Origin of the sequence: Citrobacter sp. CK202, from assembly GCF_030333225.1 — a bacterium.
Lineage (GTDB): Bacteria > Pseudomonadota > Gammaproteobacteria > Enterobacterales > Enterobacteriaceae > Citrobacter_B > Citrobacter_B koseri.
Window position 1 is genome coordinate 253818 of sequence record NZ_JAOWGI010000026.1, and the last position, 26926, is coordinate 280743.

Here is a 26926-nt window from a genome sequence, read left to right on the forward strand (position 1 = left end):
GAAGGTTATTTTAGCTATGGCGCTGGCGGGGCTGGCGGCATTAACCAGCCTGGGGGCGCTCCTTTTTCTGGCGTGGAGCCTGCGTGACATTCGCGCGACGCCTGACGCTATTCCGGCCTGGCCGCTGGGCGGCGTGATCGGCTGCGTGGTCTTAACTTTTGTTCTGCGCTTGCAGGCGTTCAACACCTCTCATTACGCGGCTTTTCATCTGGAGAACATTCTGCGCAGCAGGTTAGCCCGTAAAGCATTGCAGCTTCCGCCTGGCGTGTTACAGCAAATGGGCAGCGGGTCAGTAGCGAAAGTGATGCTGGATGACGTGAAGTCGTTACATATTTTTGTGGCCGACAGCACGCCGCTCTATGCCCGCGCGATCATCATGCCGCTGGCGACAATCGTTATCTTGTTCTGGCTGGACTGGCGGCTGGCAATCGCGACGCTGGGGGTACTGGCGTTTGGCTCGGTTGTTCTCGTGCTTGCCCGCCAGCGTTCGGAAGATATGGCTCAGCGTTATCATAAGGCGCGCGAGCAGGTCAGTGCGGCGGTTATTGAGTTCGTGCAGGCCATGCCCGTAGTGAGAACGTTTGATAGCGGCAGTACCAGTTTTTTACGCTATCAACGCGCCCTTGAAGAGTGGGTCGATGTGCTCAAAACCTGGTATCGCAAAGCCGGTTTTTCAGCGCGTTTTTCCTTCTCGATTCTGAATCCTCTCCCGACCCTGTTTGTCCTGATCTGGTCGGGATACGGCCTGTTGCACTATGGCAGTCTCGATTTTATCGCGTGGGTGGCCGTTTTACTGCTGGGCAGCGGAATGGCCGAAGCCGTAATGCCAATGATGATGCTCAATAACCTGGTCGCGCAAACGCGTTTAAGCATTCAGCGTATTTATCAGGTTCTCGCGATGCCGGAGTTATCGCTGCCGCAGTCTGACCAGCAGCCGCAAGAGGCGAGCATTACCTTTGAGCAGGTGAGCTTTCATTATCCGCAAGCGCGTACTGGCGCCGCGTTGCAGGAGGTGAGCTTTCATGTGCCTGCCGGGCAAATTGTGGCGCTGGTCGGGCCAAGCGGCGCCGGAAAAAGCACCGTAGCGCGCTTGCTGCTGCGTTACGCCGACCCGGACAAAGGCCATATCCGTATTGGCGGCGTGGATCTGCGCGATATGCAGACGGACACCCTGATGAAGCAACTCTCGTTTGTGTTTCAGGACAACTTCCTTTTTGCCGACACGATAGCCAATAACATTCGTCTGGGCGCGCCGGATACGCCGCTGGAGGCGGTAATAGCGGCGGCCAGAGTGGCGCAGGCCCATGATTTTATTAGCGCGTTGCCAGAAGGTTACAACACGCGAGTCGGGGAACGCGGGGTATTTCTCTCCGGCGGCCAGCGGCAGCGCATCACTATCGCCCGGGCGCTTTTGCAGGATCGCCCCATCCTGGTGCTCGATGAGGCGACGGCGTTTGCTGACCCGGAAAACGAAGCGGCGCTTATCAAGGCGCTCGCGGCGGCCATGCGCGGCCGGACGGTCATCATGGTCGCGCATCGTCTTTCAATGGTGACTCAGGCCGATGTGATATTGCTGTTTTCCGACGGACAGCTCAGGGAAATGGGGAACCATACGCAACTGTTGGCGCAGGGCGGCCTGTATCAACGGCTCTGGCAACACTATCAGCAGGCGCAGCATTGGGTGCCGGGTGGAACACAGGAAGAGGTGGTGGAAAATGAAAGACAATAATCCTGCGGATAACCTGGCCTGGCGCGTCATCTGGCGCCAGCTTATCTCCAGCGTTGGCAGTCAGGCCAGGATGCTGAGGCGCAGTATGCTGGCGCTGTTGCTGGCGGCATTCATGCAGGGGATCGCCTTTGCCTGTCTTTATCCGATCATTGATGCGCTGTTACGGGGAGACGCGCCGCAACTTCTCAACTGGGCTGTGGCCTTCAGCGTTGCCACGATTGTGACGCTGGCGCTACGCTGGTATGGCCTGGGCTTTGAATACCGTGGTCATCTGGCGCAGGCCACCCATGAGTTGCGCCTGCGACTTGGCGAGCAGTTACGCCGCGTGCCGCTGGAGAAGCTCCAGCGCGGCAGGGCGGGCGAAATGAACGCCTTGCTGCTGGGCAGCGTGGATGAAAACCTTAATTATGTTATTGCGATAGCCAATATTTTGCTGCTCACCATTGTCACGCCGCTGACGGCGTCGCTGGCGACATTGTGGATAGACTGGCGGCTGGGGCTGGTGATGTTGCTGATCTTCCCTCTGCTGGTGCCGTTTTATTACTGGCGCCGCCCGGCGATGCGGCGACAAATGCAGACGCTGGGGGAAGCGCACCAGCGTCTGAGCGGCGATATCGTTGAATTTGCTCAGGGGATGATGGTATTGCGCACCTGCGGCAGCGATGCCGATAAAAGCCGGGCGCTGCTGGCGCATTTCAATGCGCTGGAAAACTTACAGACCCGCACTCACCGTCAGGGCGCTGGCGCGACGATGCTGATCGCCAGCGTCGTGGAGTTGGGCCTACAGGTGGTGGTGTTATCCGGGATCGTCTGGGTGGTGACGGGCACTCTGAACCTCGCCTTTCTGATTGCCGCCGTCGCGATGATTATGCGCTTTGCAGAACCGATGGCGATGTTTATCAGCTACACCTCGGTTGTGGAACTGATCGCCAGCGCCCTGCAACGGATTGAGCAGTTTATGGCGATAGCACCGCTTCCCGTCGCAGAGCAAAGCGAGATGCCGGAACGTTACGATATCCGCTTTGACAACGTCAGCTATTGCTACGAAGAAGGCGACGGCCACGCGCTTAATCATGTTTCTTTGACGTTCCCGGCGGCCAGTATGAGCGCGCTGGTGGGCGCCTCCGGCGCAGGCAAAACCACGGTCACTAAACTGCTAATGCGCTATGCCGATCCGCAGCAAGGGCAGATTTCTATTGGCGGCGTCGATATTCGCCGCCTGACGCCGGAACAGCTCAATAGCCTGATTTCTGTTGTTTTCCAGGATGTCTGGCTGTTTGATGACACGCTGCTGGCGAATATCCGTATCGCGCGCCCACAGGCGACGCGACAGGAGGTGGAAGAGGCAGCCCGCGCGGCGCAGTGCCTTGAGTTTATTTCCCGTCTTCCGCAAGGCTGGCTGACGCCAATGGGGGAGATGGGCGGCCAGCTATCGGGCGGCGAGCGCCAGCGGATTTCCATTGCCAGAGCGTTATTGAAAAACGCGCCGGTCGTCATTCTCGATGAACCGACCGCCGCGCTGGATATTGAAAGCGAGCTGGCGGTGCAAAAAGCGATCGATAACCTGGTCCACAACCGGACGGTGATTATCATCGCCCACCGTTTATCCACCATCGCCGGGGCCGGAAACATCCTGGTGATGGAAGAGGGACAGGTGGTTGAGCAGGGTACTCATGCGCAATTGCTCTCTCATCATGGACGTTATCAGGCGCTGTGGCAGGCGCAAATGGCCGCGCGCGTGTGGCGCGACGACGGGGTTTCCGCGTCTGGAGAGTGGGTGCATGAGTGATGTTCAGTCGAATGTGAAACCGCTGACGTTGACGACCGGGCGGGTGATTTTTGCTATTGCCGGCGTCTATGTGACGCAGAGCCTGGTATCGGCGCTGTCTATGCAGTCCTTACCCGCGCTGGTGCGCGCTGCTGGCGGTTCGCTGGCGCTTGCCGGTGCGACAACCCTATTCATGCTGCCCTGGGCGCTGAAGTTTATTTGGGCGCCGTGGATCGAACGCTGGCGGCTTCCGCCCGGTAGCCAGGAACGCCGTTCCCGCATGTTAATCCTGCGTGGTCAGGTCGCGCTAGCGGCGATCCTGATGATTGCCGCAGCGATTGGCTCGTTTGGGCGAGAAGGGGGATTTCCCGATACGCAAATCGTCGCGTTATTTGTTCTGTTTATGGTGGCAGGCACGGTCGCCTCCACCATTGATATCGCCAGCGACGGCTTTTGCGTCGATCAACTGACCCGCGCGGGTTACGGCTGGGGAAACAGCGTGCAGGTTGGCGGCAGCTATCTGGGAATGATGTGCGGTGGCGGGGTGTTCCTGATGCTGTCGGCAGCATCCGGCTGGCCTGTCGCCATGCTGATGATGGCGGTGCTGATTATGGCGCTGTCACTCCCGCTGTGGCGCATTACGGAGCCGACGCGAACAGCGACTATCCCGCATGTTCCGGCGTTAGGTTATGCGCTACGGAGGAAACAGGCGCGCCTGGGCTTACTGCTGGTATTGATGCTGAATTCAGGCATGCGGTTTGTGCTGCCTCTTCTGGCGCCGCTGTTGTTGGATCATGGGTTAAGCATGTCCGCGTTGGGCGCGCTGTTCAGCGGCGGCAATATTGCAGCGGGCATAGCAGGAACGCTGGCCGGCGGATTGCTGATGAAATACACCTCACCCGGCAGAGCGCTGTTGACGGCTTATGGCGTCCAGGGGATCGCGCTGCTGGCGGTGGTGATGACGCTCATGATGGCGCCGGGTCATCTGCTGCTGCCGATTCTCCAGTGTCTGGTCATTGTCCAGTCCATTTCGCTGGCCTGCGCGCTGGTCTGTCTTTACGCCACGCTGATGTCGCTTTCATCGCCTTTGCAGGCCGGTGTCGACTTCACCCTCTTTCAATGTACTGACGCGGCAATCGCCATTCTGGCAGGCGTTATCGGCGGCGTTGTTGCTCAACATTTTGGCTATGCGGCCTGCTTCCTGTTTGCCGGGGCATTCACGTTGCTGGCGGCGTGGGTTGCTTATATCCGGCTGCATTCGGCAAGAGAACTGATGACAAGCGCAATTGATTGATCCGGGAATAACACAGAGAGGTAAGGGATGAAAATCAGTGAATTTTTACACCTGGCGTTACCAGAGGAACAATGGCTGCCGACGATTTCTGGCGTTTTACGCCAGTTCGCAGAAGAAGAGTGTTATGTCTATGAGCGTCAACCCTGTTGGTATTTAGGCAAAGGGTGCCAGGCACGGTTGCACATTAATGCCGATGGAACGCAGGCGACATTTATTGATGATGCCGGGGAGCAAAAATGGGCGGTGGATTCCATTGCCGACTGCGCGCGTCGTTTTATGGCACATCCTCAGGTGAAAGGACGTCGGGTTTATGGACAGGTTGGGTTCAACTTTGCGGCGCATGCGCGGGGGATTGCCTTTAACGCCGGGGAGTGGCCGCTGCTGACGTTAACCGTTCCCCGTGAAGAACTTATTTTTGAAAAGGGAAATGTCACCGTTTATGCGGACTCCGCCGACGGGTGCCGACGTTTGTGCGAGTGGGTAAAAGAGGCCAGTACAACGACGCAGAACGCACCACTGGCGGTGGATACCGCCCTCAATGGCGAGGCGTATAAACAACAGGTTGCGCGCGCCGTTGCGGAGATCCGCCGTGGCGAGTATGTCAAAGTGATTGTCTCGCGCGCCATTCCCCTGCCATCGCGGATTGATATGCCCGCCACGCTGTTATACGGGCGGCAGGCAAATACACCTGTGCGGTCGTTTATGTTCCGTCAGGAAGGACGCGAAGCGCTGGGCTTTAGCCCGGAACTGGTGATGTCAGTGACGGGCAATAAAGTGGTCACTGAACCGCTTGCGGGCACCCGCGATCGCATGGGAAACCCGGAGCATAATAAGGCGAAAGAGGCAGAACTGCTGCACGACAGTAAAGAGGTGCTTGAGCATATCCTTTCGGTCAAAGAAGCTATTGCTGAACTGGAGGCCGTTTGCCAGCCGGGCAGCGTGGTGGTTGAAGATTTAATGTCGGTTCGCCAGCGCGGCAGCGTTCAGCATCTGGGGTCTGGCGTGAGCGGTCAGCTTGCGGAAAACAAGGATGCCTGGGATGCGTTTACCGTGCTGTTTCCGTCGATTACCGCCTCAGGTATCCCTAAAAATGCTGCTCTGAACGCGATTATGCAAATTGAGAAGACGCCGCGAGAGCTTTATTCCGGCGCAATCCTGCTGCTGGACGATACGCGCTTTGATGCGGCGCTAGTTCTGCGTTCCGTATTTCAGGACAGCCTGCGCAGCTGGATACAGGCGGGGGCGGGAATCATCGCGCAATCTATGCCGGAACGCGAACTGACGGAAACCCGGGAGAAATTAGCGAGCATTGCGCCCTATTTAATAGCGGCAGAGCAGGGGTAGTCGGGTGAGATTGCCCGTTAGTCAGCGGCTGGTTATTAATGTGAAGTGCAGCGTTATGAAAAAAATCCACGCTTTTGCGTGGATTTTTGTTATTCGTGAAAGGTGTCTCTTTCACGAAGATACGTTATGGGTCAAAAGCTCAGATCCCTAAAAACCACAATTCCCTTGAGCGAATATTTAACCATGCCAACATTGAAGGGAGTTCGCTAACCATTATCAACGGGGATGGCCGGATATCTTAGATTGACTCATACTCGGTTCTGAATTCTCTGTTAGCGTTGATAATTTGTAGTTTCCATTATCCGTAAAAATAACTAGATAGTTCGACCGGGAACTGCTTTCCCAGAGTAATGACCTGGGTAAGGTTAGCTGCTTCATTTAGCTCTCCCGCAAGCATTCGAAAGCTATTATCAAAGCGATGTATCTTAGCTGCTGTCAAACCATATCGCTTCTCGCAGGTTTTAACAAACTCTTTTATCCCGACTAACAGTTTTTCGCTGACGGGTTTTATTTCCAGATGACTTTCTGAAGAATCATCAATTTCAAAGGAAAATTGATGGGCTGCCTCATTTCTTAAATTTTTCAAAAGCCAGACTATATTAATAAGTTTCATTTTAAGTAGCTTGTTCTTTCTGCAAAATACTATTTTTTCATTAAATGTCATTTCATCAATGGACCCGGTTACTGACAGTCCACTATTAATTATTATTTTGTACAACATTCCTTCTACATATGTAGCATGAGAAATTATATCTGAGCGGCATTCGAAATGATCAATACCAGCATGATGAGGGCGTGTTTTTATTTTGTTAAATTCGTCACCAATCGAGTTTCCCGGCAGTGTGATGCGGATGAAATGAGGGAATTGCAGGTTATCGAGATTGAGTTTCTCTCTCAAATTTAGCTGAAAAGAAAGCCCGTAATGTTCAGAATATTGTGCTATAGCAAAGTTATTTGTAATAACATCCCAAAATCGTGAAAAAGGATATTTTAGAATTAATTTAGTACCGCTGTCATCGTTTTTATAAATCGTGTCGCCATCAATCGAGGTCCAGTAAAGCCGTTCGACCAAGAGAAAAACTTCTTCGGGTAAAAGAGGGCAGGATGCAACGACTTCTTCTGTGCCAGAGAATGTTGCCTGAAAGAGCGTCTCGATGTGGCCTGGCCTGGAGTCATCTATATAACCCTTAAGGTAATAATTTCCTGGAATCCCCATAGGACCCTCACTTGCATAGTGCTTCTTAATGATTCGGATTAGATATATCTTACCTGTGTTACTTGGTTGATCAACTTTTTCCTATTGGTCAATGATGAGTAAAGCTTCCGTTCATGAACACCCATTTCGGGCAGATTTATGTTTAGTGCAAAGGGCAATGATGAGTCGACAGCGGCTGAGCGCAGCTGGCGACCAGATGTTGTCGCTCATTGCGGAGAATCTTCACTCAAAAACGGTGAGTGGAAATCTACTGACAAAATCGTATGATGCAGGTAAAGATACTCGAATATGCTGTACGCATCTGCAAGATGCGCGTCAGGATAAATAAAATACACTGCGAAAGTTGAGGTTGTGCTAATGGAATTTGAGGCGGAAAAAGTAACCTTTGAGAGAAAGGTAAGACGTTATCTCTCCGCTAGCGTGAAGCGGCAGGTAGCTATATTGAGCGGCTATCGATGCTCGTTTCCAGGTTGTGATCAAAACCTCATGCTTCAGGACTCATCATTTATTGGGGAAATAGCTTCGATTGAAGCCATTCACTCTCACGGGCCAAGATACAACCCTTCTACAAATGCAGACCAACTACTTCAAACAGAAAACTATCTTCTGTTGTGCCCGAATCATCATGCGATTATTGACAGGCAGCCGGAAATATATTCGGCTGAGTGGCTAAGAAAGGCCAGGAAAGAACATTTAAATAAAATATCAGAAATAGTGTCTGCCTCTAAGTGTGTAGCAGAGGTCAAGCTGGATGAGCAGGTCGAAATCTCTTTAGAGGAAGCAATAGGTGTCTGGAAAGTAAATCGTGAAAATGCATCCGAGGAATTCTGGCAAACTCTTCTACAAAAATGTCCTGCTGTATTATCACAGATATTTCCACAAAGTATGTTTCAGTTAGGCAGTAAATGCTATGTTGGTGGAAAATCGATAAACAATTCGGGTGGTAATCTTGTCGATTTTATCTACGCAAGCAGGCTGACTGGAAATATAGTATTGGTCGAAATAAAGACCCCAAAGACGATACTACTGGGGAAAAGATATAGAACTAATGCCTATTCAATTAGCGAAGAACTATCTGGGGCGTTTGTTCAGGTGTTAAATTATAAAGACCAATTAATGAAGGAATATTTCAAGCTAAGTGAAGGTAACGAAGGTGATTCATTTTCGGCATTCAATCCTAAATGCTTAATTGTTATTGGCACACTTGAGTCAGAGCTTAAAAATAATAGTCAATACAAATCATTTGAGCTATTCAGAAATAGTATGACAAACGTTGAGATTGTCACTTATGACGAGCTATTTCAAAAAGCTCAAGACATTCTGGATATGATTAAATAACATGTAATATCGTTTTTAGCCGACTTCCGCCTGTCATTGCGGACAAGAAGCCTCATACAAAGGATAATTTATAACTACAACCACTTAAGGCGTCTACAAAATGGGTGGCTATTCAGATTATAACCACCGCTATACTCAGTTCCGACCGCACTTCCATGATATCAACGGATACGCTATAAATAAAAAATCCACGCAATTGCGTGGATTTTATGGCTTTTTGTAGCCTTTACGAGGTTTATTGAAACCTCATAAGGCAACAATTAGACGTTGAACAAGAAGTTCATCACATCGCCGTCTTTAACGATGTAGTCTTTGCCTTCCGCACGCATCTTACCGGCTTCTTTCGCGCCTTGTTCACCTTTGTACGTGATGAAGTCGTCGAAAGCGATGGTCTGCGCACGAATAAAGCCTTTCTCAAAATCGGTGTGAATTTTACCCGCAGCCTGCGGTGCGGTTGCGCCGACAGGAATCGTCCACGCGCGTACTTCTTTCACACCAGCGGTAAAATAAGTTTGCAGATTCAGCAGCTTGTAGCCAGCGCGAATAACGCGGTTGAGACCCGGTTCTTCAATACCCAGCTCAGCCATAAACTCGTCACGGTCAGCATCGTCGAGTTCTGCGATGTCGGCCTCGATAGCGGCACAAACCGGAACCACGACAGAGCCTTCTGCATCGGCAATGGCGCGAACCTGATCCAGGTACGGGTTATTTTCGAAGCCATCTTCGTTGACGTTAGCGATATACATGGTCGGCTTCAGCGTCAGGAAGCTCAGATAGCGGATCGCCGCTTTATCTTCGTCTGTCAGATCCAGTGAGCGCAGCATGCCGGCGTTTTCCAGGTGCGGCAGGCATTTTTCCAGCGCGGCCAGCTCAGCTTTCGCGTCTTTATCGCCGCCTTTGGCTTTCTTCTGCACGCGGTGAATGGCGCGTTCACAGGTATCAAGGTCAGACAGCGCCAGCTCGGTGTTGATAACGTCAATATCTTCCGCCGGGTTTACTTTCCCCGCAACGTGGATGATGTTGTCGTTTTCAAAGCAGCGTACTACGTGACCAATCGCTTCGGTTTCACGGATGTTTGTCAGGAACTGGTTACCCAGACCTTCGCCTTTCGACGCGCCTTTTACCAGACCGGCAATGTCGACGAACTCCATAGTGGTAGGGAGAATGCGCTGCGGCTTGACAATCTCAGCCAGTTTGTCCAGACGCGGATCGGGCATCGGCACTACACCGGTATTTGGCTCGATGGTGCAGAACGGGAAGTTTGCCGCTTCAATACCGGCTTTAGTCAGGGCGTTGAACAGGGTGGATTTCCCGACGTTGGGCAAACCAACGATACCGCATTTGAATCCCATGATTTAAATCACCTTAATATCTTGATAATCAACCTGTTGCAGAAAACAGATTGTAGAAAAGTAAACAACTTTGCCTATTATACACAGCGCGCGGCAAAAATGCCGCACATCACTGCTTATTGTGCTTTAAAGGCATGTAATCGGTTCGTCGCTTTGGTTAACCCTTCTTTGAACCAGACTTCAGTACAACGTGCCGCTTCGTCAATGGCGTCGTCAATTAACTTTTGTTCCGACACCGGCGGTTTACCCAGAACAAAACCGACAACTTTATTTTTATCGCCCGGATGACCAATTCCGACACGTAAGCGATGAAAGTTAGGGTTATTACCCAGTTTGTTGATGATGTCTTTCAGGCCATTATGACCACCGTGTCCGCCGCCTAACTTAAATTTCGCGACGCCAGGGGGGAGATCCAGTTCGTCGTGGGCAACCAGAATCTCATCAGGCATGATGCGGTAAAAACTGGCCATCGCGCCGACGGCTTTACCGCTCAGATTCATAAACGTGGTCGGCACCAGCAGGCGAACATCTTCCCCTTCAAGGGTCACTCTGGAGGTGTAACCGAAGAATTTCGGCTCTTCACGCAGAGGCGCGCGTAGTCGCTCTGCCAGTAAATCGACGTACCATGCGCCCGCATTATGGCGTGTCGCCGCGTATTCTGCGCCGGGGTTCGCCAGGCCGACAATCAATTTAATCGTCACGTTTTTTGTCCTGAGTGTGTCCATAACTGGCGCGTAGTTTACTGTCTGCGGCCGCGCTTGACAAAAAACAGCGTGGATTGCGCCGGAAGCTGAATAATTGCCTGTTTGAACTATTGGAAAGTCAAGCTGTTCAGAGGGTTATTTGTAAAGTTTTGTTGAATAACAGGTTGTAATTGTGATCGCCCACGCACTCATAAAGCACAGTGTTGTCTATACTTTACACATAAGGATTAGGGGTATTCCCTGAAGCAACCCAAAAGTTCCGGAGGTGACATATGAAACGCAAAAACGCTTCGTTACTCGGTAACGTGCTCATGGGGTTGGGGTTAGTGGTCATGGTGGTTGGTGTTGGTTATTCTATTTTAAACCAGTTACCGCAGTTTAACCTGCCACAATTTTTTGCACATGGTGCGGTGCTGAGCATCTTTGTCGGTGCCATTCTCTGGCTGGCAGGCGCCCGCGTAGGTGGGCATGAACAGGTGAGCGATCGTTACTGGTGGGTTCGCCACTACGACAAACGCTGCCGCCGTAACGACAATCGCCGTCACAGCTAAGGTATCGCGTCGGTTTAAGACCAGTCAGCGTTGGACTGACTGGTCATTGCCTTAACCATTCTCACTCGTTTTTTTCTGACGAGCGTCTCTTTAATCGGCGCAAAATCAGCAGCAATGCCAGCATAATGACCAGATAACTCATTACGTAATGGCCCTGATGCTTTCGCTGTTCAAGCGCCGGATCGGCAGCCCATGCCAGAAAAGCCGTAACGTCCCGCGCGTACTGCTCTTCGGTTTCTGGTATATCGTCCTTTTCTGACCTGGTGATCTCCCCATCAGACAACGGCTTCGGCATGTTAATTATGCCGCCGGGAGCGTATCGGTTTGCCTTCATTTCCGGGTCGTCAGGCAGATAACCGGTCAACAAGGCATAGACGTAATCCGCCCCCTGATCGGTATAGGGCAAGAAGGCATCGAACAGAAATTGCGGGAACCCCCGGTCGTACGTTCTGGCGCGAACGATATAGGTTAAATCGACGGGAAGGGCGCCATTATTAAGATATCTTGCTTCCTGATCGTTAAGGTAGGGTGAGACAAACGTATCATTGAGATTGCCTTCCCGCTCGCCGGGTTGACCATCATCCTGAATGTCGGGAAAGACGTAACCGCTGGCAAGACGCTTTGCCTCTGTGAGCGAGAGTTCGGGCCCGCCTGGCTTTGTCAGGGTGCGAAAATTAAGATGAACCATCCCGTGGCAGGCGCGGCATTTCTCTTCGTAGACCTGTAAACCGCGACGCAGTTGTTCTTTATCATAGTGGCCCGTTATGCCGCTAAAACTCCACGCCTGGCGAGGTGGCGTCTCTTGCGCACAGACAGCGCTGGCGCCCAGAATGCACAGCCATAAAACGCTATATCTCACTAATCCCTTCATGGCGGTTAATCCTGCTTTTCCAGAAAACGTCGGCAGGGCAGTACAATGACAAACCATCCGAAGTAAACCAGCGTTGAAAGTTGCGATGCCGCGCGTATCCAGCCCTCTTCATTACTGAAACCGTCAGGCAGGTCGGGGCCGACCAGCGCTTTTGAACCCAGCCATCCTAAAAAGAATGCATTAGCAACCCAGAGCCAAAAACCACATTTAACGAGCTTGCTGTAATTGCGAAAGCGGGCGCGTGAAGTGTCGAGCCAGGGGAGAAAATAAAAAATCAGCACTGAAGCACACATGGCGACTATCCCGAGAAGTTCGTTTGGGAAGCAGCGCAAAATGGAAAAGAACGGCAAAAAATACCACTCAGGTGCCACGACAGCGGGCGTTACGGTGGGATCTGCCGGGATAAAATTATCGGCGCTGCTGAGATAGTGCGGGGCAAAGAATAAAAACCAGGCGAACAGCATCATGAAAAGAGTGAGCTTGATGGCATCACTGTCGGTGATTTTATAATCGAAAAACAGTTTCCGGGACTCGCTCTGCGTAAATGTCTTTTTCATTGCCTGCGCAAATGCGGACTGCACGGTGCGGATATGCCATATCGTTCCCCCGACAATGACGAAGGGGATAATAAAATGAAGCACATAAAAACGGCCTAATGTGGGTGTTCCTGGAGCATACCCGCCGACTAAAAACGAATACAACGTATCTCCCACCCACGGGATCGCACGAGTGAATCCGGTAATAACGGTAGCGGCCCAGTAGCTCTTTTGCCCCCAAATCAGGCTATATCCCAGAAATGCGGTGATCATCAGTAACACGTATAACGTCACGCTTATCATCCACATTTTGAGATAAGGCTTTCGGTACACGTTGTAATACATGGCGCGGAAGATGTGCAGGTAACAGGCGAAGAAAAATAGCGATGCGCCAATAGAATGCGCGTTGCGCACCAGTTCGCCGTGTCTCACGGATCGCATAATATGAATGATTGAATCAAAGGCCAGCCCTTCCGTGGGTACATAAAACATCGCCAGAACGAGACCAGAAAGGATTTGTACTCCGAGCATCACCAGCAGAATGATCCCGACGGCAAAAACCCAGACGCCTGCGACCGTACGAGGGAAGGGAATACGCCACACTCGCTCTCGTCGGGGTATGGATAGATGTTCTGCCGCCATTTCAGACTTCCTTCGCGCCAATACGCACAGTCAGGCCATCGGGATGAAACGCGTAATCGGGGATTGCGAGATTCGCCGTAGCGGGCCCCCGCGTGACGCGCCCTGAAGTGTCAAACTCCGAGCCATGACAAGGACATACCCAGCCTTGCCCACCGGGTTTGGCATTGGGCACACAGCCTGCGTGGGGACAGTAACCTTGAATGACCAGCCACTGCGGATACTCTGTCTTGATACGTTCGCCGTCAGCCTGCGGATCGATAAAACGATGGACATCCGCCTGCTGCGCTGAGCGAATTTCCTCCGGGGTACGGTGATGAATAAGGATAAGTTTTCCCTGCCAGACTCTTTTCACCGTCTGGCCGACGGCAACCCCGGCGAGAGAGACATCGACCGGTTCGTTTTCCGCTACGGTTTTATCATCCGGCCCCAGTGCGGAGATGAGCGGCCAGACGGCGGCGGTGACACCCGCAGCCCCGACAAATTTTGTGAGTTTACACAGGCATTCTCGCCGCTGTACCTGAACATCTTCATTGCCCTGTTTTTTATCCGCCACCGTGCGCCCCCACCATTTTCGCGTATCTGGATTACTGTTTCTCAATGCGTGTATAAATGTCCTGGAAACGCTTATCCGCGATCCCCGGCGCCTTAAAGGTTCGATAGCTGTCAGGCAGGGTTGCATCACCCACTTTAATGAGCATCACCATCCCTTGCGCGTAATGCGGGGTGCATTTAATACCGTAAAATCCTGGTTTGTCGTACTTGACCTCAATTTCCTCATCAATCTTGCCGACAAATCCGGGGTAGCCTGCTGGCGAAAGCTCTGCGATTGACGCAGCGTTATGGCTCTTATGCTTGCGAATAAACTTCACGGTGTCGCCTGGCTGAATCGCCAGATAATCAGGTTCATATACCATCGGGCCGCCCGCGCCTCTGTTTTTCATCAGCACTTCGTGGGTCTGAGCGAAAGCCGTGGTGGTCAGTGCTAACAGACATAACATGCTCAGGCTTTGCTTAATCAATTTCATGGGTTCTCCCTTAGGTGTTTATTCCGGTCGTTGGTAGCGGATGAAGCAGCTCAATCCATCCGGCGCCTGCTCAACAATGGCATTAATGCCAAACCACTGGCTGAGGTTTTCAGGCGTAAAAATGGTTGCAGGGCTGCCCTGCATCGCCAGTTGACCCGCTTTCATTACGAGAATGCGGTCGCAGAACATGGCGGCATGGTTCAGGTCGTGCAGAGCTGCAATGACGGTGAGCTTCTGGCGTTTCACCAGATTAAGCAGACCTATCTGATGTTGAATGTCGAGATGGTTCGTGGGTTCATCCATCAGCAGCACTTTCGGCTGCTGCGCCAGGGCCCGGGCGATATGCAAACGCTGTTTTTCCCCGCCAGAAAAGGTATTCCAGCAGCGATTTTGTACGCGCTGTAGATCTACCTTCTCCAGCATGGTCTGGACAATATCGTCATCTTGTTTAGACCAGGGCGAGAGCAGACTCAACCACGGGGTGCGCCCCAGAGAGACAGCCTGCAATGCGGTGAGACGTTCACTGGTTTCCGCTTGTTGTTCCACCAGCGCCACTTTTTGCGCTAAATGGCGGCGTGAGTAATGGCGAATATTTTTATTCTCCAGCGTTACGCTGCCTGACGAGGGTTTCAGTAAACCGGCAAGCAATGAGATCAGTGATGTTTTGCCTGAGCCATTGGGGCCGATAATGCCGACAAACTCACCGGGCGCGACGTGAAAAGAGACGTCGCTGACGATGGCTTTGCCTTTCACTTCCCAGTACAGTTGCTGCGCCTGCACCAGGCTTCGGACTGTTGCAGAAGGATAGCGTGGAGCGGTGAGAGCAGAATTTACCGTCATTTTGTCTGGTTTCCTCTGATCAAAATGATGGAAAACGCAGGTGCGCCTACAAGCGCCGTAATCACCCCGATGGGTAACACCTGCCCGGGAAGTAATGTTCTGGAGATTACGTCGGCGATAATGAGAAAAATGGCGCCGATCATGGCGCTGACCGGCAGCAATCGATGGTGTTGATTACCCACCAGCAGGCGGGCGGCATGGGGGATCACCAGGCCGACAAAACCAATCGCCCCGACAATGGAGACCATAATTGCCGTCATACCGGTAACGGCGGCAATCAGGACTCCGCGCGTGCGTTTTACCGGGATGCCAAGTGACGCTGCGGACTCTGCGCCAAACGAAAACGCATCCAGATGACGGGCGTAACAAAAACATAACGCCACACCGACCAGCGCGGTAGGGACGGCCAAAACGACATCTGGCCAGCGAACGCCGCTCAGATTGCCCAGCAACCAGAACATAATCCCACGGGCCTGTTCCGCATTCGCTGAGCGAGTGATGATTAGTGAGGTGAGGGCATTAAATAACTGTGAACTGGCGATCCCGGCCAGGATGATTTGCGTGGTGGCGCTTCCCTGTCTCCCCCCGGCGGCGATCGCCAGTAACGCCACGAAAAGAAAAGCCGTTAACGCCCCAATAAAAGCCCCGAGCGACATGCTGACGATCCCAGCGCCAAGCCCTGTTAAGGCGATCAGAACAGCGCCGGTCGAGGCGCCGGCAGAGATCCCCAGTAGATAAGGTTCTGCCAGCGCGTTTCGTAGCAATGACTGCAATACGACGCCGGAAACCGCCAGACATGCGCCACAACAGGCAGAAACCAACGCCCGCGTCAGGCGATAGTTCCAGATAATGCCCGCATCCAGCGCATCAACGGCATAGCGCGTATCAAAGAACTGGTTAGAAAGCGTATGGATGACATGCTGCCAGGGGATAAACGTCTCGCCAATGGAGATCCCCGCCAGTAGAACGCAGCACATCAGCACGCTGACCCAAAGGGCGTGTCCCCCGATTCTTATCGTTAACTGGCCGACAGCGCGACGCGTCCTGCGAGTTTCGCTCATCATCTACCTGTAATCCTGAATGCCAGAGGCGCGCTATGCCCGGTAAGACATAGCGCGACATAAAGATTATTGAGCCGTTTTCGGATGTGCCAGACCGTATTCAACCAACGCATCTGCGAGTTTTTCGACGCCATCTATCGTTCTGATGCCGGCGTTCATTGTTTGCACATCCACCACCGGCAGATGGTTCTCCTTCACGGCGGGGATGAGTTTAGTCACGGGGTCGGACTTGAGATATTCCAGTTTGACCTGCCAGTCATCTGCCGGGAAACGACGACGGCTCATTTCACCGAGAACAATGACGGACGGGCTGGCTTTCGCGATGGTTTCCCAGCCAACGGTTGGCCACTCTTCAGCAGAATCAATCACATTTTTCACCCCCAGCGTTTGGGCGATCCATGCGGCAGGGCCAAATTTCCCGGCCACATAGGGGTCCAGTTGCAGGTCGGCGCTGGAAAACCAGAATACGGCGGAGACGTTCTTATCCATTCCGGCAATTTTATTTTTGGCGGCAGCTTCACGGGCCTTCAGACTGGCGATCAATTCATCGCCTTTGTCCTGCACGTCAAAAATTTTCGCCAGATCGGAGACTTCCTGATAAACCATAGCAATATCAAACATGCCTTTACGTACACCGTCTCCACCGTCTTCGTTGTCTTTAGCGCAGTCCGCAGGCGCGGTATATACCGGCACGTTCAACTCGCTAAACTGCTCGTAAGAGGCGACGGTTCCGGCAGGTCCAATTTGCCATTCAAACTGACTGGCGACCAAATCCGGTTTTTTGGCAATAATTCCTTCAAAGCTGGGGATGTTCTGCGCAATCACGGCCACTTTTTCATTTGCCGCTTTGTAAGCATCCGGGACGGGACCGAACCACAGCGATGTGCCGACAACGCGCTCGGCCAGCCCCAGGGAATAAAGAATTTCAGTGCTGTTTTGCCCGACCGTGGCAACGCGTTCCGGGGCTTTATTGAAGGTAATATCACGGCCGCAGTTTTTAATCGTCAACGGATAGACTGTTTTTGCCGCATGAGTCAATCCTGATGTGAATAATAACGCTGCGCCAGCCACAGCCAGAAGGTATTTTTTATGAGGTAAAGTAAAGTCTGCGTACATTGTTATCGTCCTGTACATGCCAGAATCTGAACGTCTGGTCATGGTTTATTTGGTTCCATATATCGGGACAGGTACATGACGATAGATGACATTGAATGATGAAATTATGAGAATGCAAAATCTCAGCAGGAATAGGCTCATCAATTCATAATGGTATTTATGCCAAATAAATCATCCCATGGACCATCCCGTCCACTCAATGTGTACAACCCTGACAGCAGGTCTCCTGGCTCACGGTAATCAGAATATCGGCCTTCCCATAAAGCAAATCTTTACAGTGACCGGTGGTTACAATAACCACACGCAGATATTCGGTATCCGCCTACAGTTGCGGGGGCAGCTATGGAATGAGATTAAAATAATCCGCACCATATTCCTTTCAAAACAACGGCTGTGTTATGAATACTGTCACTGGCGACTGTATCGGCAATCAATAACCTCGTCAACCGTATGAAAAAAGAACAAAAACATCATACTTTATGGTGATTTTTATATTAATTAATTTAAATTCAAATGGTTGTGTTTTTGTTGGAGTGGTGATTATTGCAACCGCAAGTAATAACGGAAAGGCAAATGAGAATTGATTGACGTTGATCAATTAATCGCGATGAGAAAGAAGGCGTTATTATAAACAGTGAATGTTATCAATATTGTCGCTGGTAACAATATATTTACACGGTTTTTCCATATGCACGATCTGCCACTCGTCGCCCACATCCATGAAGACGTTAAACAGATTTCGCCGCCAGAATTGATACCCGCCGGGTAAAAAATGATGGGTGTGCAAATATAATATTTTATAGTGTTGCTGCTCGCAAAATTGTTCAGCCAGCGAGACCAGTTGGCTGCCAATACCTTGCCTGCGATAATGCTGATCGACATAGCAGCGACAAATCTCAGCTGTCTCCGGTAAATTGTAACGACCGTGCAACATCTCTATTCTGTCATCGTACTGACATATCGCCAGCGTCCCAATTATCTGCTGTTGTTCATTCCAGACGCCGAACAATTGGTTTCTTTCCCGCTCAAGATAATTTCCCTGGAGGTCGAATACGTCGTCACTCGCAGTGGGTAATGCTCTTCCGGCATTAAAATAAAGATTAAGATGCCGAATAATAAAGGACTGTACGGCAGGAATATCGTCCCGCGTTATTTCACGAAAAACAAACGGAGAGGTTGGTTTCATATCGGTTATCGCTAACAAATATCAGGAAAACGATAATAACAAGCCAGACGCAGAAAACCAGTTTTCAATAAGAAAACTTGCCGGTCTGTTGAGATACAGACCGGCAGTCGGGATTAGATATCCGCCAGCGCGGCATCTTTGTTCGGGAAGAATGCCAGACGACCCGGAATGGGTTTGATACCGGCGCGGGCCATGGTACGCAGCGGCTGGAATTCCACGTTACTGACGCGCAGTTCACAACCTTCCGGCAAACGCTTCACAAAGCGCTGGAAGGCGTCCAGACCACCGGCATCCAGTACCGGAACGGCGTCCCACTTCAGCACCACAATGCGTTTACCCTCAATGCGTGATTCGAGGTCGGTAAATAACCCTTCCGCGGCGGCGAAAAAGAGCGGCCCGATAACGCGTAATACCAGCACATCATCGGGAACCGTGATGTTTACCGCCGCGAGGCGCGTCATACGGGCAATACGGCGCATAAACAGCAGGGAAGCCAGGACAATCCCGACGCTGATCGCAATCACCATATCGAAGAGCACCGTCAGCGACATACACATCATCATCACGATGATGTCATCTTTGGGTGCATGTCGCAGTAAATCGACCACCTTGTGGGCTTCACTCATGTTCCACGCAACCATCAGCAGCAGCGCGGCCATGGCGGAAAGCGGCAGCCATGACAACAGGGGAGCCAACGCGAGGAGGGCGAGGATGACCAGAATTGCGTGGATAACGGCGGAAATGGGCGAGGTCGCGCCTGCGCGCACGTTTGCCGCAGAACGGGCGATCGCCGCCGTCGCGGTGATCCCGCCAAAGAACGGCGCCACGATATTCCCCAGCCCCTGGCCGATCAGTTCGCTGTTTGCTTTGTGTTTGGTGCCTGTCATGCCGTCGAGCACGACCGCGCACAGCAGGGATTCAATCGCCCCCAGCATCGCCATCGAGAAAGCGGCTGGCAATAACGCCCGCAATGAATCCCAGCTTAGCGTGAAATCTGAATCCGGGAGATTCCACGGCAGCACCAGCTGCGGCAGCAGCTGAGGAATGCCGTTGCCCTGCGAACCATCGGCCAGCACATAGTGGAACTGTGAACCAATCGTCGCCACATGGCCACCCAGCAGATTAACCACGGCCATAACGGCGCAGCCCGCCAGCAGCGCCGGAAGATGGCCCGGCAGACGAATCCCCAGACGCGGCCAGAAAATCAGCATACCGAGCGTCACCACGCCAATAGCAGCATCGCCCGGATTAATGGTCGGCAACGCCATAACCAGCGCCCCGACTTTTTGTAGGTAATGCTCCGGCACATGGGCCATTTGCAGACCGAGAAAATCTTTAATCTGCATTGTCCCGATGGTGATGCCGATCCCTGATGTAAAACCTAACGTGACCGATACGGGAATGTATTCGATCAGGCGGCCAAAACGCGCGAGGCCGAAGAGGATCAGGAACACCCCGGACATGAGGGTGGCGACCAGCAGACCTGCCAGCCCGAATTGTTGCGATACCGGGTAGAGAATAACGACAAATGCGGCGGTCGGGCCGGAGACGCTGAAGCGCGACCCGCCGGTTAAGGCAATAACAATCCCCGCCACAGCGGACGTATAAAGACCGTACTGCGGTGCAACACCACTGCCAATTGCCAGCGCCATCGCCAGCGGGATAGCGATGATCCCGACGGTTACCCCGGCAATCACATCACGGGTGAACCGTGAGGCGGTATATTTTTCTTTCCAGCAAGCGTCGATGAGGGCGCGGAAAGGCATCACATGTGAGGAAAATATTCTGTTCACAATAATGTTTCATCCATGAGCGCATCATCTGTCAACTAAATGGCAGGTGAAGGAGGCATTGGTCATACAAATAAGAGTTACAGACAAAAAAACCCGCCGCAGCGGGTTTTTTAGCCGGGTTCGATTAATGTTCGAACATAGCTGAAATGGATTCTTCGTTGCTGATACGACGAATCGCTTCGGCCAGCATACCCGACAGTGTCAACGTGCGCACGTTCGGCAGTGCTTTAATTTCGTCGGTCAGTGGAATGGTGTCACAGACAACGACTTCATCAATCACAGAATTGCGCAGGTTGTTTGCCGCATTGCCTGAGAAAATCGGGTGAGTCGCGTAGGCGAATACGCGTTTGGCACCACGTTCTTTCAGTGCTTCTGCTGCTTTGCACAGCGTACCACCGGTATCGATCATATCATCAACCAGTACGCAGTCGCGGCCGGCAACGTCACCGATGATGTGCATCACCTGAGAAACGTTAGCGCGCGGACGACGTTTGTCGATGATCGCCATATCGGTATCGTTCAGCAGCTTAGCGATAGCGCGGGCACGCACAACGCCACCGATATCTGGAGAAACCACAATCGGGTTATCCAGGTTCAGTTGCAGCATATCTTCTAACAGAATTGGGCTACCGAATACGTTATCAACCGGAACGTCAAAGAAGCCCTGGATCTGTTCAGCATGCAGGTCAACGGTGAGAACGCGGTCAACGCCAACGCTGGACAGGAAGTCAGCGACGACTTTTGCGGTAATCGGTACACGAGCGGAACGTACACGACGGTCCTGACGCGCATAGCCAAAGTAAGGGATAACGGCGGTGATACGGCCTGCGGAAGCACGGCGCAGCGCATCGACCATAACAACCAATTCCATCAGGTTGTCGTTAGTAGGGGCACAAGTGGACTGGATGATGAAAATATCACCACCGCGTACATTTTCGTTAATTTGTACGCTGACTTCGCCGTCGCTAAAGCGACCTACAGCGGCGTCGCCGAGAGAAGTGTACAGGCGGTTGGCAATACGTTGTGCTAGTTCCGGGGTGGCGTTACCAGCAAAAAGCTTCATATCAGGCACGAGAAGAACCTCAGGCATGCGTCCATTGGTGGATAGAATCTGCCGAAAACTGTGCGGGCCAGGCAATATCCTATCCAGGCGGTGTATTAAAGAGCGCGATGCAACGTCTGGAACAGGGTGACGTTGTCACCGAAACTCAGCTTGCCCGGCTTAAAGCATGGCTTTTTGCAATGGAGAGAGGTTGACACCCTTCGCCACAAACGCATTGAGCCATTCCGGGGCTTGCTTAAGCACCTGACGAGCAGCGGATTCTGTATCGAATTCAGCAAAGACACAGGCCCCTGTACCAGTCAGGCGCGACGGCGCGTATTCTAACAGCCAGGAAAGCGCCGCATCAACCTCGCGAAAACGTTTTCTTGCGATAACCTCGCAATCATTGCCGAATTCACATTTTAATAACGTTTCTATTGACCTTTTTGGCGTGTTGCGCGGTAATTCGGGGTCCTTGAAAATAACCGGCGTGGGGATGCTTACCCCTGGGTGGGCAACCAGATACCACTTCTCCGGCGGGTCTACCGGCGTCAGGATTTCACCCACGCCCTCGGCGAAGGCCGCATGTCCACGGACAAACACCGGGACGTCCGCGCCCAGCGTTAAGCCTGTTTCCGCCAGTTCATCGACCGATAATCCGCACTGCCAGAGATGATTCAGCGCCACCAGAACGGTCGCCGCATTGGACGAGCCGCCACCCAGACCGCCGCCCATGGGCAAACGTTTCTCGATGCTGATATCCGCGCCGCTGCCTGCGGGCAAACGCCCGTGGGCGGACGCTGTCTTCATCAGCAACCGCGCCGCGCGGACGATCAGATTGTCGTCATTTTCGACGCCCTCGACAGGCGTCAAAAGATGAATTTCGCCGTCGCCGCGCGGCGTAATGCCGATTGTGTCGCCGTAATCAAGAAACTGGAACAGCGTTTGCAATGTGTGATAACCGTCCGCACGCTGTCCGGTGATGTATAAAAACAGATTCAGTTTTGCCGGAGATGGCCAGTGGGTCATCATTTTACAATCCAGTTATCCATCTTCAGTTTGATGCGCTGACCGCCGTCAGAGAGTTCCATATTTGCCGGCATGGCGGGCTGCGTTTTACTGTCGTATCCGCTGTATACCACTTTCCAGTTTTTACCGTCCTGGAGGTAGTTCACTTCGCTCAGGCGGTACTGGTCGTCGAGGGTGTAATCGGTGGCGTCGCCCGGCAGACCGAGAATCCACTGGCGTAAGCTGTTAAGCGGAATGGGCATCCCGGTCAGCTTGCCGATCATCTCTTCGGCGTCGTCGGCGGTGTAACGCTGCCCTTTATTATCGACCAGTTGCACATTGCCCGGCTGGGCGTTCAGCTCCAGTTCGGTACTGCCCAGCGGATTGGTCAACAGCAGACGGTAGCGATCCTGACCGGTTTGCTGCCAGAAGAAGCGGGCATACACTTTCTGATCGTCGGAGATATAAGCAAACGCGCCACGCGTCTGATACTGATTCAACTTGCGCACGTCCTGCTGATGCTGACGCCACTGAGGGGAGTCGGGACTTTTGCCAGGACCTTTCGGCGCATTGATCGTACAGGCGGTGAGGACCAGGCTAGCCAGCGGGAGCAGGCGGATCAGGCGAAAATCAGGCAGGGTCATAGTGATGACGAATCCTTGTAATACGGTGCGATAATTGCCTGATGGCGCTATGCTTATCAGGCCGACAAACTGAACCCGTCGGTTGGTTGCAGTTATAACCCTTAATGCTAGCGCTGACCGGGTACATCGTCTACGTTCACGTTATCTTAATTTAAACAGTAAGCTATTACTCCAAAAGGAGGCTGTCTCTTTTATTGACCACGAGCATCCTGTATGATGCACCCAGTCTAACCTTATCAACGCTGGTACTATTCCCGCACACATGACCCTTTTAGCGCTCGGTATTAACCATAAAACGGCACCTGTATCGCTGCGAGAACGCGTAACGTTTTCGCCAGATACGCTCGATCAGGCGTTGGACAGCCTGCTTGCGCAGCCGATGGTGCAGGGCGGCGTGGTGTTGTCGACGTGCAACCGTACGGAGCTGTACCTCAGCGTTGAAGAACAGGATAACCTGCAAGAGGCGCTGATTCGTTGGTTATGTGATTACCATAATCTCAATGAAGACGACCTGCGCAATAGCCTCTACTGGCACCAGGATAACGACGCCGTCAGCCACCTGATGCGCGTCGCCAGCGGGCTGGACTCGCTGGTGCTGGGCGAACCGCAAATTCTCGGTCAGGTGAAAAAAGCGTTTGCGGATTCGCAAAAAGGTCATCTGCATGCCAGCGCGCTGGAACGCATGTTCCAGAAATCGTTTTCCGTCGCCAAACGCGTACGCACCGAAACAGACATCGGCGCCAGCGCCGTGTCCGTTGCTTTTGCCGCCTGTACGCTGGCGCGTCAGATTTTCGAATCCCTCTCCACGGTGACGGTGTTGCTGGTCGGGGCGGGTGAAACCATTGAACTGGTCGCGCGCCATCTGCGTGAACATAAAGTACAGAAAATGATCATCGCCAACCGCACCCGCGAACGCGCGCAAGTGCTGGCGGATGAAGTGGGAGCTGAGGTTATTTCGTTGAGCGACATCGACGAACGTCTGCGGGAAGCCGATATTATTATCAGCTCAACCGCCAGTCCGCTGCCGATTATCGGCAAAGGGATGGTGGAGCGCGCGTTAAAAAGCCGTCGTAACCAGCCGATGCTGTTGGTGGACATTGCCGTGCCGCGCGACGTGGAGCCGGAAGTCGGGAAACTGGCGAATGCCTATCTGTACAGCGTTGATGACCTGCAAAGCATCATTTCGCATAACCTGGCGCAGCGTAAAGCGGCGGCAGTGGAGGCCGAAACGATTGTCGCGCAGGAAGCCAGCGAATTTATGGCCTGGCTGCGCTCGCAAAGCGCCAGCGAGACCATCCGCGAATACCGTAGTCAATCAGAGCATGTACGCGATGAACTGACAGTTAAAGCGCTGGCAGCCCTTGAACAGGGCGGCGACGCGCAAGCCATTTTGCAGGATCTGGCATGGAAACTGACCAACCGCCTGATCCATGCGCCAACTAAATCTCTTCAACAGGCCGCCCGTGACGGGGATGACGAACGCCTGAATATTCTGCGCGACAGCCTCGGGCTGGAGTAGCAGCACACCAATCTATTTTTTACAGGGTGCATTTACGCCTATGAAGCCTTCTATCGTTGCCAAACTGGAAGCCCTGCACGAACGCCATGAAGAAGTTCAGGCGCTGTTGGGTGATGCGGGAACCATCGCAGACCAGGAACGCTTTCGCGCGCTGTCGCGTGAGTATGCGCAATTAAGCGATGTTTCTCGCTGTTTTACGGACTGGCAACAGGTTCAGGATGATATCGAAACGGCACAGATGATGCTTGACGATCCTGAAATGCGCGAGATGGCGCAGGATGAACTGCGCGAAGCCAAAGAAAAAGGTGAACAACTGGAGCAACAGTTGCAGGTTCTGCTGCTGCCAAAAGATCCCGATGACGAACGTAACGCTTTCCTCGAAGTGCGCGCCGGAACAGGCGGCGATGAAGCCGCGCTGTTCGCAGGCGATCTGTTCCGCATGTACAGCCGTTACGCGGAAGCGCGTCGCTGGCGAGTAGAGATCATGAGCGCCAGTGAAGGCGAGCATGGCGGCTATAAAGAGATCATCGCCAAAATCAGCGGCGATGGCGTTTACGGGCGACTCAAGTTTGAGTCCGGCGGCCATCGCGTTCAGCGCGTTCCGGCGACCGAATCGCAGGGGCGTATCCACACGTCCGCCTGTACCGTCGCCGTTATGCCGGAACTGCCGGAGGCCGAACTGCCGGATATTAACCCGGCTGATTTACGTATCGACACCTTCCGCTCTTCGGGCGCGGGCGGTCAGCACGTTAACACCACCGACTCCGCAATTCGTATTACGCACTTACCGACCGGTATCGTGGTGGAGTGCCAGGACGAACGTTCACAGCATAAAAACAAAGCGAAGGCGCTGTCGGTGCTGGGGGCGCGCATCCATGCCGCAGAAACGGCGAAGCGTCAGCAGGCTGAAGCCTCAACCCGGCGTAACCTGTTAGGCAGCGGCGACCGCAGCGATCGCAACCGTACTTATAACTTCCCGCAGGGTCGCGTGACGGATCATCGTATTAACCTGACCCTCTACCGTCTGGATGAGGCAATGGAGGGGAAACTGGACATGCTCATTGAGCCGATTGTTCAGGAACATCAGGCCGACCAACTGGCGGCGTTGTCCGAGCAGGAATAATGGATTACCAGCACTGGTTGCGTGAGGCGATAAGCCGCTTACAGGAGAGTGAAAGCCCCCGACGTGATGCCGAGATTTTGCTGGGCCACGTTACCGGTAAGGCGCGCACCTTTATTCTGGCATTTGGCGAAACGGCGCTGACCGACACGCAGCGTGAGCAACTGGCGCAGTTGCTGGCGCGTCGTCAGCGCGGCGAACCGGTCGCACACCTGACTGGCATGCGCGAGTTCTGGTCACTGCCGCTGTTTGTCTCGCCCGCTACGCTGATCCCGCGCCCGGACACCGAATGTCTGGTCGAGCAGGCGCTGGCGCGTCTGCCTGATTCGCCGTGTCGGATTCTCGACCTCGGCACCGGAACCGGCGCGATTGCGCTGGCGCTGGCGACAGAGCGACCGGACTGCGAGGTCACGGCGGTAGACCGTATGCCGGACGCCGTGGCGCTGGCTGGCCGTAATGCGCAACATCTGGCGATTCACAATGTTCGCATACTGCAAAGCGACTGGTTTGCGGCGTTGCCGGGGCAGCAATTTGATATGATCGTCAGCAACCCTCCGTATATTGATGCGCATGATCCCCATCTCGCGCAGGGCGATGTGCGTTTTGAACCGCTGTCAGCGCTGGTCGCAGGCGATAACGGCATGGCGGATATCACGCACATTATCGTGCAGGCGCGCCATGCGCTGGCGCCGGGGGGGTATCTGTTGCTGGAGCACGGCTGGCAGCAAGGAGCGGCGGTCAGAACCGCGTTGGCGCAGGCGGGGTACGTTCAGGTTGAGACCTGCCGTGATTATGGCGACAACGAACGAATCACGCTTGGGCGGATCGCGCCATGAATACATTTACGCTGCTGCTGGGCGTCCATCTGACCAGCGTTACGCTTTCCGTTAGCCTGTTCGTGCTGCGTTTCTGGTGGCGCTATACCCGCCATGCGCTGGCATCCGCACGCTGGACGCGGGTTGTCCCGCCGATTATTGACACCGTTTTGCTGCTTAGCGGAGCGGGGTTAATCATAAAAACGCACATCCTGCCATTCACCGAACAGGGGACATGGCTGACTGAGAAGTTGTTTGGCGTTATCATCTACATCGTTTTGGGTTTTATTGCGCTTGATTATCGTCAGGCGCGCAGTCAGCAGGCGCGCGTTATCGCCTTCCCGCTGGCGCTGGTGGTGCTGTACATCATCATTAAACTCGCCACCACAAAAATACCGTTACTGGGGTAAGT

Annotated in this window: 25 protein-coding genes and 1 riboswitch; of the genes, 10 read left to right on the top strand and 15 right to left on the bottom strand. The window is 53.2% G+C overall.

Annotated features, from left to right (window positions below; translation table 11 throughout):
• The first annotated feature begins 16 nt into the window (after nt 1–16).
• From ybtP to ybtS, 4 genes are read left to right on the top strand one after another with little or no spacing between them, the layout of a single operon-like run.
• On the top strand, nt 17–1729 hold the full coding sequence (gene ybtP, locus OGX84_RS14045) for a yersiniabactin ABC transporter ATP-binding/permease protein YbtP (protein ID WP_047066780.1): 1713 nt from the start codon (nt 17–19) through the stop codon (nt 1727–1729).
• Nucleotides 1716–3518 (top strand): yersiniabactin ABC transporter ATP-binding/permease protein YbtQ, encoded by a 1803-nt coding sequence (gene ybtQ / locus OGX84_RS14050; RefSeq protein WP_286450654.1) that lies wholly within the window; start codon nt 1716–1718, stop codon nt 3516–3518. Before ybtP ends, ybtQ begins: the two co-directional genes overlap by 14 nt.
• On the top strand, nt 3511–4791 hold the full coding sequence (gene ybtX / locus OGX84_RS14055) for a yersiniabactin-associated zinc MFS transporter YbtX (protein ID WP_071258473.1): 1281 nt from the start codon (nt 3511–3513) through the stop codon (nt 4789–4791). The genes ybtQ and ybtX overlap by 8 nt, the downstream gene beginning before the upstream one ends.
• 27 nt (nt 4792–4818) lie before the next feature.
• Nucleotides 4819–6135, top strand: coding sequence for a yersiniabactin biosynthesis salicylate synthase Irp9/YbtS (gene ybtS, locus OGX84_RS14060; protein WP_104868595.1), 1317 nt, complete (start codon nt 4819–4821; stop codon nt 6133–6135).
• 298 nt (nt 6136–6433) lie between these two features.
• On the opposite strand, the gene OGX84_RS14065 is transcribed toward ybtS, so the two are convergent.
• Nucleotides 6434–7351, bottom strand: coding sequence for a hypothetical protein (locus OGX84_RS14065; protein WP_071258468.1), 918 nt, complete (start codon nt 7349–7351; stop codon nt 6434–6436).
• A 357-nt stretch (nt 7352–7708) separates the two neighbouring features.
• On the opposite strand from OGX84_RS14065, the gene OGX84_RS14070 reads away from it, so the two are divergent.
• Entirely contained in the window at nt 7709–8689 is a 981-nt protein-coding gene (locus tag OGX84_RS14070; protein ID WP_286450656.1) for a Shedu immune nuclease family protein, read from the top strand.
• Nucleotides 8690–8949: 260 nt separating this feature from the next.
• Here OGX84_RS14070 and ychF read toward each other — a convergent pair whose 3' ends face one another.
• Nucleotides 8950–10041, bottom strand: a complete 1092-nt coding sequence (gene ychF / locus OGX84_RS14075) for a redox-regulated ATPase YchF (protein WP_012132142.1) — start codon at nt 10039–10041, stop codon at nt 8950–8952.
• 116 nt (nt 10042–10157) lie between these two features.
• Nucleotides 10158–10742, bottom strand: a complete 585-nt coding sequence (gene pth, locus OGX84_RS14080) for an aminoacyl-tRNA hydrolase (protein WP_012132143.1) — start codon at nt 10740–10742, stop codon at nt 10158–10160.
• 275 nt (nt 10743–11017) lie between these two features.
• On the opposite strand from pth, the gene ychH reads away from it, so the two are divergent.
• On the top strand, nt 11018–11296 hold the full coding sequence (gene ychH / locus OGX84_RS14085) for a stress-induced protein YchH (protein ID WP_012132144.1): 279 nt from the start codon (nt 11018–11020) through the stop codon (nt 11294–11296).
• Nucleotides 11297–11357: 61 nt separating this feature from the next.
• Here the strand turns inward: ychH and OGX84_RS14090 are convergent, their stop codons facing one another.
• From OGX84_RS14090 to lolB, 12 genes are all read right to left on the bottom strand, one after another.
• Complete coding sequence (locus OGX84_RS14090; protein ID WP_112002037.1) at nt 11358–12167, bottom strand: cytochrome c1; 810 nt, start codon at nt 12165–12167, stop codon at nt 11358–11360.
• Nucleotides 12168–12172: 5 nt separating this feature from the next.
• On the bottom strand, nt 12173–13345 hold the full coding sequence (locus tag OGX84_RS14095; protein ID WP_012132146.1) for a cytochrome b: 1173 nt from the start codon (nt 13343–13345) through the stop codon (nt 12173–12175).
• 1 nt (nt 13346) lies between these two features.
• The gene (gene petA, locus OGX84_RS14100; RefSeq protein WP_012132147.1) at nt 13347–13898 is read right to left on the bottom strand and encodes a ubiquinol-cytochrome c reductase iron-sulfur subunit; all 552 of its coding nucleotides are present in this window, start codon (nt 13896–13898) and stop codon (nt 13347–13349) included.
• Between the two features lie 31 nt (nt 13899–13929).
• Nucleotides 13930–14370: a pseudoazurin gene (locus tag OGX84_RS14105; protein WP_012132148.1), complete on the bottom strand. Its 441-nt coding sequence runs from the start codon at nt 14368–14370 to the stop codon at nt 13930–13932.
• A gap of 18 nt (nt 14371–14388) precedes the next feature.
• Nucleotides 14389–15210: an ABC transporter ATP-binding protein gene (locus tag OGX84_RS14110; RefSeq protein ID WP_012132149.1), complete on the bottom strand. Its 822-nt coding sequence runs from the start codon at nt 15208–15210 to the stop codon at nt 14389–14391.
• Complete coding sequence (locus OGX84_RS14115; protein WP_024130289.1) at nt 15207–16271, bottom strand: FecCD family ABC transporter permease; 1065 nt, start codon at nt 16269–16271, stop codon at nt 15207–15209. The genes OGX84_RS14110 and OGX84_RS14115 overlap by 4 nt, the downstream gene beginning before the upstream one ends.
• A gap of 66 nt (nt 16272–16337) precedes the next feature.
• A complete protein-coding gene (locus tag OGX84_RS14120; protein ID WP_060816069.1) occupies nt 16338–17387 on the bottom strand; it encodes an ABC transporter substrate-binding protein in 1050 nt (349 codons plus the stop codon).
• Between the two features lie 199 nt (nt 17388–17586).
• Nucleotides 17587–17812, bottom strand: a riboswitch (cobalamin riboswitch).
• 200 nt (nt 17813–18012) lie between these two features.
• Nucleotides 18013–18573 (bottom strand): GNAT family N-acetyltransferase, encoded by a 561-nt coding sequence (locus OGX84_RS14125; protein ID WP_012132153.1) that lies wholly within the window; start codon nt 18571–18573, stop codon nt 18013–18015.
• 113 nt (nt 18574–18686) lie between these two features.
• A complete protein-coding gene (gene dauA / locus OGX84_RS14130) occupies nt 18687–20366 on the bottom strand; it encodes a C4-dicarboxylic acid transporter DauA (RefSeq protein ID WP_024130291.1) in 1680 nt (559 codons plus the stop codon).
• A gap of 124 nt (nt 20367–20490) precedes the next feature.
• Nucleotides 20491–21438 carry a ribose-phosphate diphosphokinase gene (gene prs, locus OGX84_RS14135; protein ID WP_001518537.1) on the bottom strand — a complete coding sequence of 316 codons (948 nt, stop codon included), beginning with the start codon at nt 21436–21438 and terminating at the stop codon, nt 20491–20493.
• Nucleotides 21439–21588: 150 nt separating this feature from the next.
• On the bottom strand, nt 21589–22440 hold the full coding sequence (ispE, locus tag OGX84_RS14140; RefSeq protein WP_012132155.1) for a 4-(cytidine 5'-diphospho)-2-C-methyl-D-erythritol kinase: 852 nt from the start codon (nt 22438–22440) through the stop codon (nt 21589–21591).
• Complete coding sequence (lolB, locus tag OGX84_RS14145; protein WP_286458099.1) at nt 22437–23060, bottom strand: lipoprotein insertase outer membrane protein LolB; 624 nt, start codon at nt 23058–23060, stop codon at nt 22437–22439. Before lolB ends, ispE begins: the two co-directional genes overlap by 4 nt.
• A 262-nt stretch (nt 23061–23322) precedes the next feature.
• Here lolB and hemA point away from each other — a divergent pair, with 262 nt between their 5' ends.
• The 4 genes from hemA to sirB2 are packed head-to-tail and all read left to right on the top strand — an operon-like array spanning nt 23323 to nt 26924.
• On the top strand, nt 23323–24579 hold the full coding sequence (hemA, locus tag OGX84_RS14150) for a glutamyl-tRNA reductase (protein WP_012132157.1): 1257 nt from the start codon (nt 23323–23325) through the stop codon (nt 24577–24579).
• 40 nt (nt 24580–24619) lie between these two features.
• Nucleotides 24620–25702: a peptide chain release factor 1 gene (gene prfA / locus OGX84_RS14155; protein WP_012132158.1), complete on the top strand. Its 1083-nt coding sequence runs from the start codon at nt 24620–24622 to the stop codon at nt 25700–25702.
• A complete protein-coding gene (gene prmC / locus OGX84_RS14160; protein ID WP_058669239.1) occupies nt 25702–26535 on the top strand; it encodes a peptide chain release factor N(5)-glutamine methyltransferase in 834 nt (277 codons plus the stop codon). The genes prfA and prmC overlap by 1 nt, the downstream gene beginning before the upstream one ends.
• The gene (sirB2, locus tag OGX84_RS14165) at nt 26532–26924 is read left to right on the top strand and encodes an invasion regulator SirB2 (RefSeq protein ID WP_047463430.1); all 393 of its coding nucleotides are present in this window, start codon (nt 26532–26534) and stop codon (nt 26922–26924) included. Before prmC ends, sirB2 begins: the two co-directional genes overlap by 4 nt.
• Nucleotides 26925–26926 lie beyond the last annotated feature (2 nt).

Coding starts and splice junctions, on each gene's coding strand:
- ybtP (WP_047066780.1), top strand. CDS start 17: ATGGCGCTGGCGGGGCTGGCGGCATTAACCAGCCTGGGGGCGCTCCTT.
- ybtQ (WP_286450654.1), top strand. CDS start 1,716: ATGAAAGACAATAATCCTGCGGATAACCTGGCCTGGCGCGTCATCTGG.
- ybtX (WP_071258473.1), top strand. CDS start 3,511: ATGAGTGATGTTCAGTCGAATGTGAAACCGCTGACGTTGACGACCGGG.
- ybtS (WP_104868595.1), top strand. CDS start 4,819: ATGAAAATCAGTGAATTTTTACACCTGGCGTTACCAGAGGAACAATGG.
- OGX84_RS14065 (WP_071258468.1), bottom strand. CDS start 7,351: ATGGGGATTCCAGGAAATTATTACCTTAAGGGTTATATAGATGACTCC.
- OGX84_RS14070 (WP_286450656.1), top strand. CDS start 7,709: ATGGAATTTGAGGCGGAAAAAGTAACCTTTGAGAGAAAGGTAAGACGT.
- ychF (WP_012132142.1), bottom strand. CDS start 10,041: ATGGGATTCAAATGCGGTATCGTTGGTTTGCCCAACGTCGGGAAATCC.
- ychH (WP_012132144.1), top strand. CDS start 11,018: ATGAAACGCAAAAACGCTTCGTTACTCGGTAACGTGCTCATGGGGTTG.
- OGX84_RS14090 (WP_112002037.1), bottom strand. CDS start 12,167: ATGAAGGGATTAGTGAGATATAGCGTTTTATGGCTGTGCATTCTGGGC.
- OGX84_RS14095 (WP_012132146.1), bottom strand. CDS start 13,345: ATGGCGGCAGAACATCTATCCATACCCCGACGAGAGCGAGTGTGGCGT.
- OGX84_RS14105 (WP_012132148.1), bottom strand. CDS start 14,370: ATGAAATTGATTAAGCAAAGCCTGAGCATGTTATGTCTGTTAGCACTG.
- OGX84_RS14110 (WP_012132149.1), bottom strand. CDS start 15,210: ATGACGGTAAATTCTGCTCTCACCGCTCCACGCTATCCTTCTGCAACA.
- OGX84_RS14115 (WP_024130289.1), bottom strand. CDS start 16,271: ATGAGCGAAACTCGCAGGACGCGTCGCGCTGTCGGCCAGTTAACGATA.
- OGX84_RS14120 (WP_060816069.1), bottom strand. CDS start 17,387: ATGTACGCAGACTTTACTTTACCTCATAAAAAATACCTTCTGGCTGTG.
- OGX84_RS14125 (WP_012132153.1), bottom strand. CDS start 18,573: ATGAAACCAACCTCTCCGTTTGTTTTTCGTGAAATAACGCGGGACGAT.
- ispE (WP_012132155.1), bottom strand. CDS start 22,440: ATGATGACCCACTGGCCATCTCCGGCAAAACTGAATCTGTTTTTATAC.
- lolB (WP_286458099.1), bottom strand. CDS start 23,060: ATGACCCTGCCTGATTTTCGCCTGATCCGCCTGCTCCCGCTGGCTAGC.
- hemA (WP_012132157.1), top strand. CDS start 23,323: ATGACCCTTTTAGCGCTCGGTATTAACCATAAAACGGCACCTGTATCG.
- prfA (WP_012132158.1), top strand. CDS start 24,620: ATGAAGCCTTCTATCGTTGCCAAACTGGAAGCCCTGCACGAACGCCAT.
- prmC (WP_058669239.1), top strand. CDS start 25,702: ATGGATTACCAGCACTGGTTGCGTGAGGCGATAAGCCGCTTACAGGAG.
- sirB2 (WP_047463430.1), top strand. CDS start 26,532: ATGAATACATTTACGCTGCTGCTGGGCGTCCATCTGACCAGCGTTACG.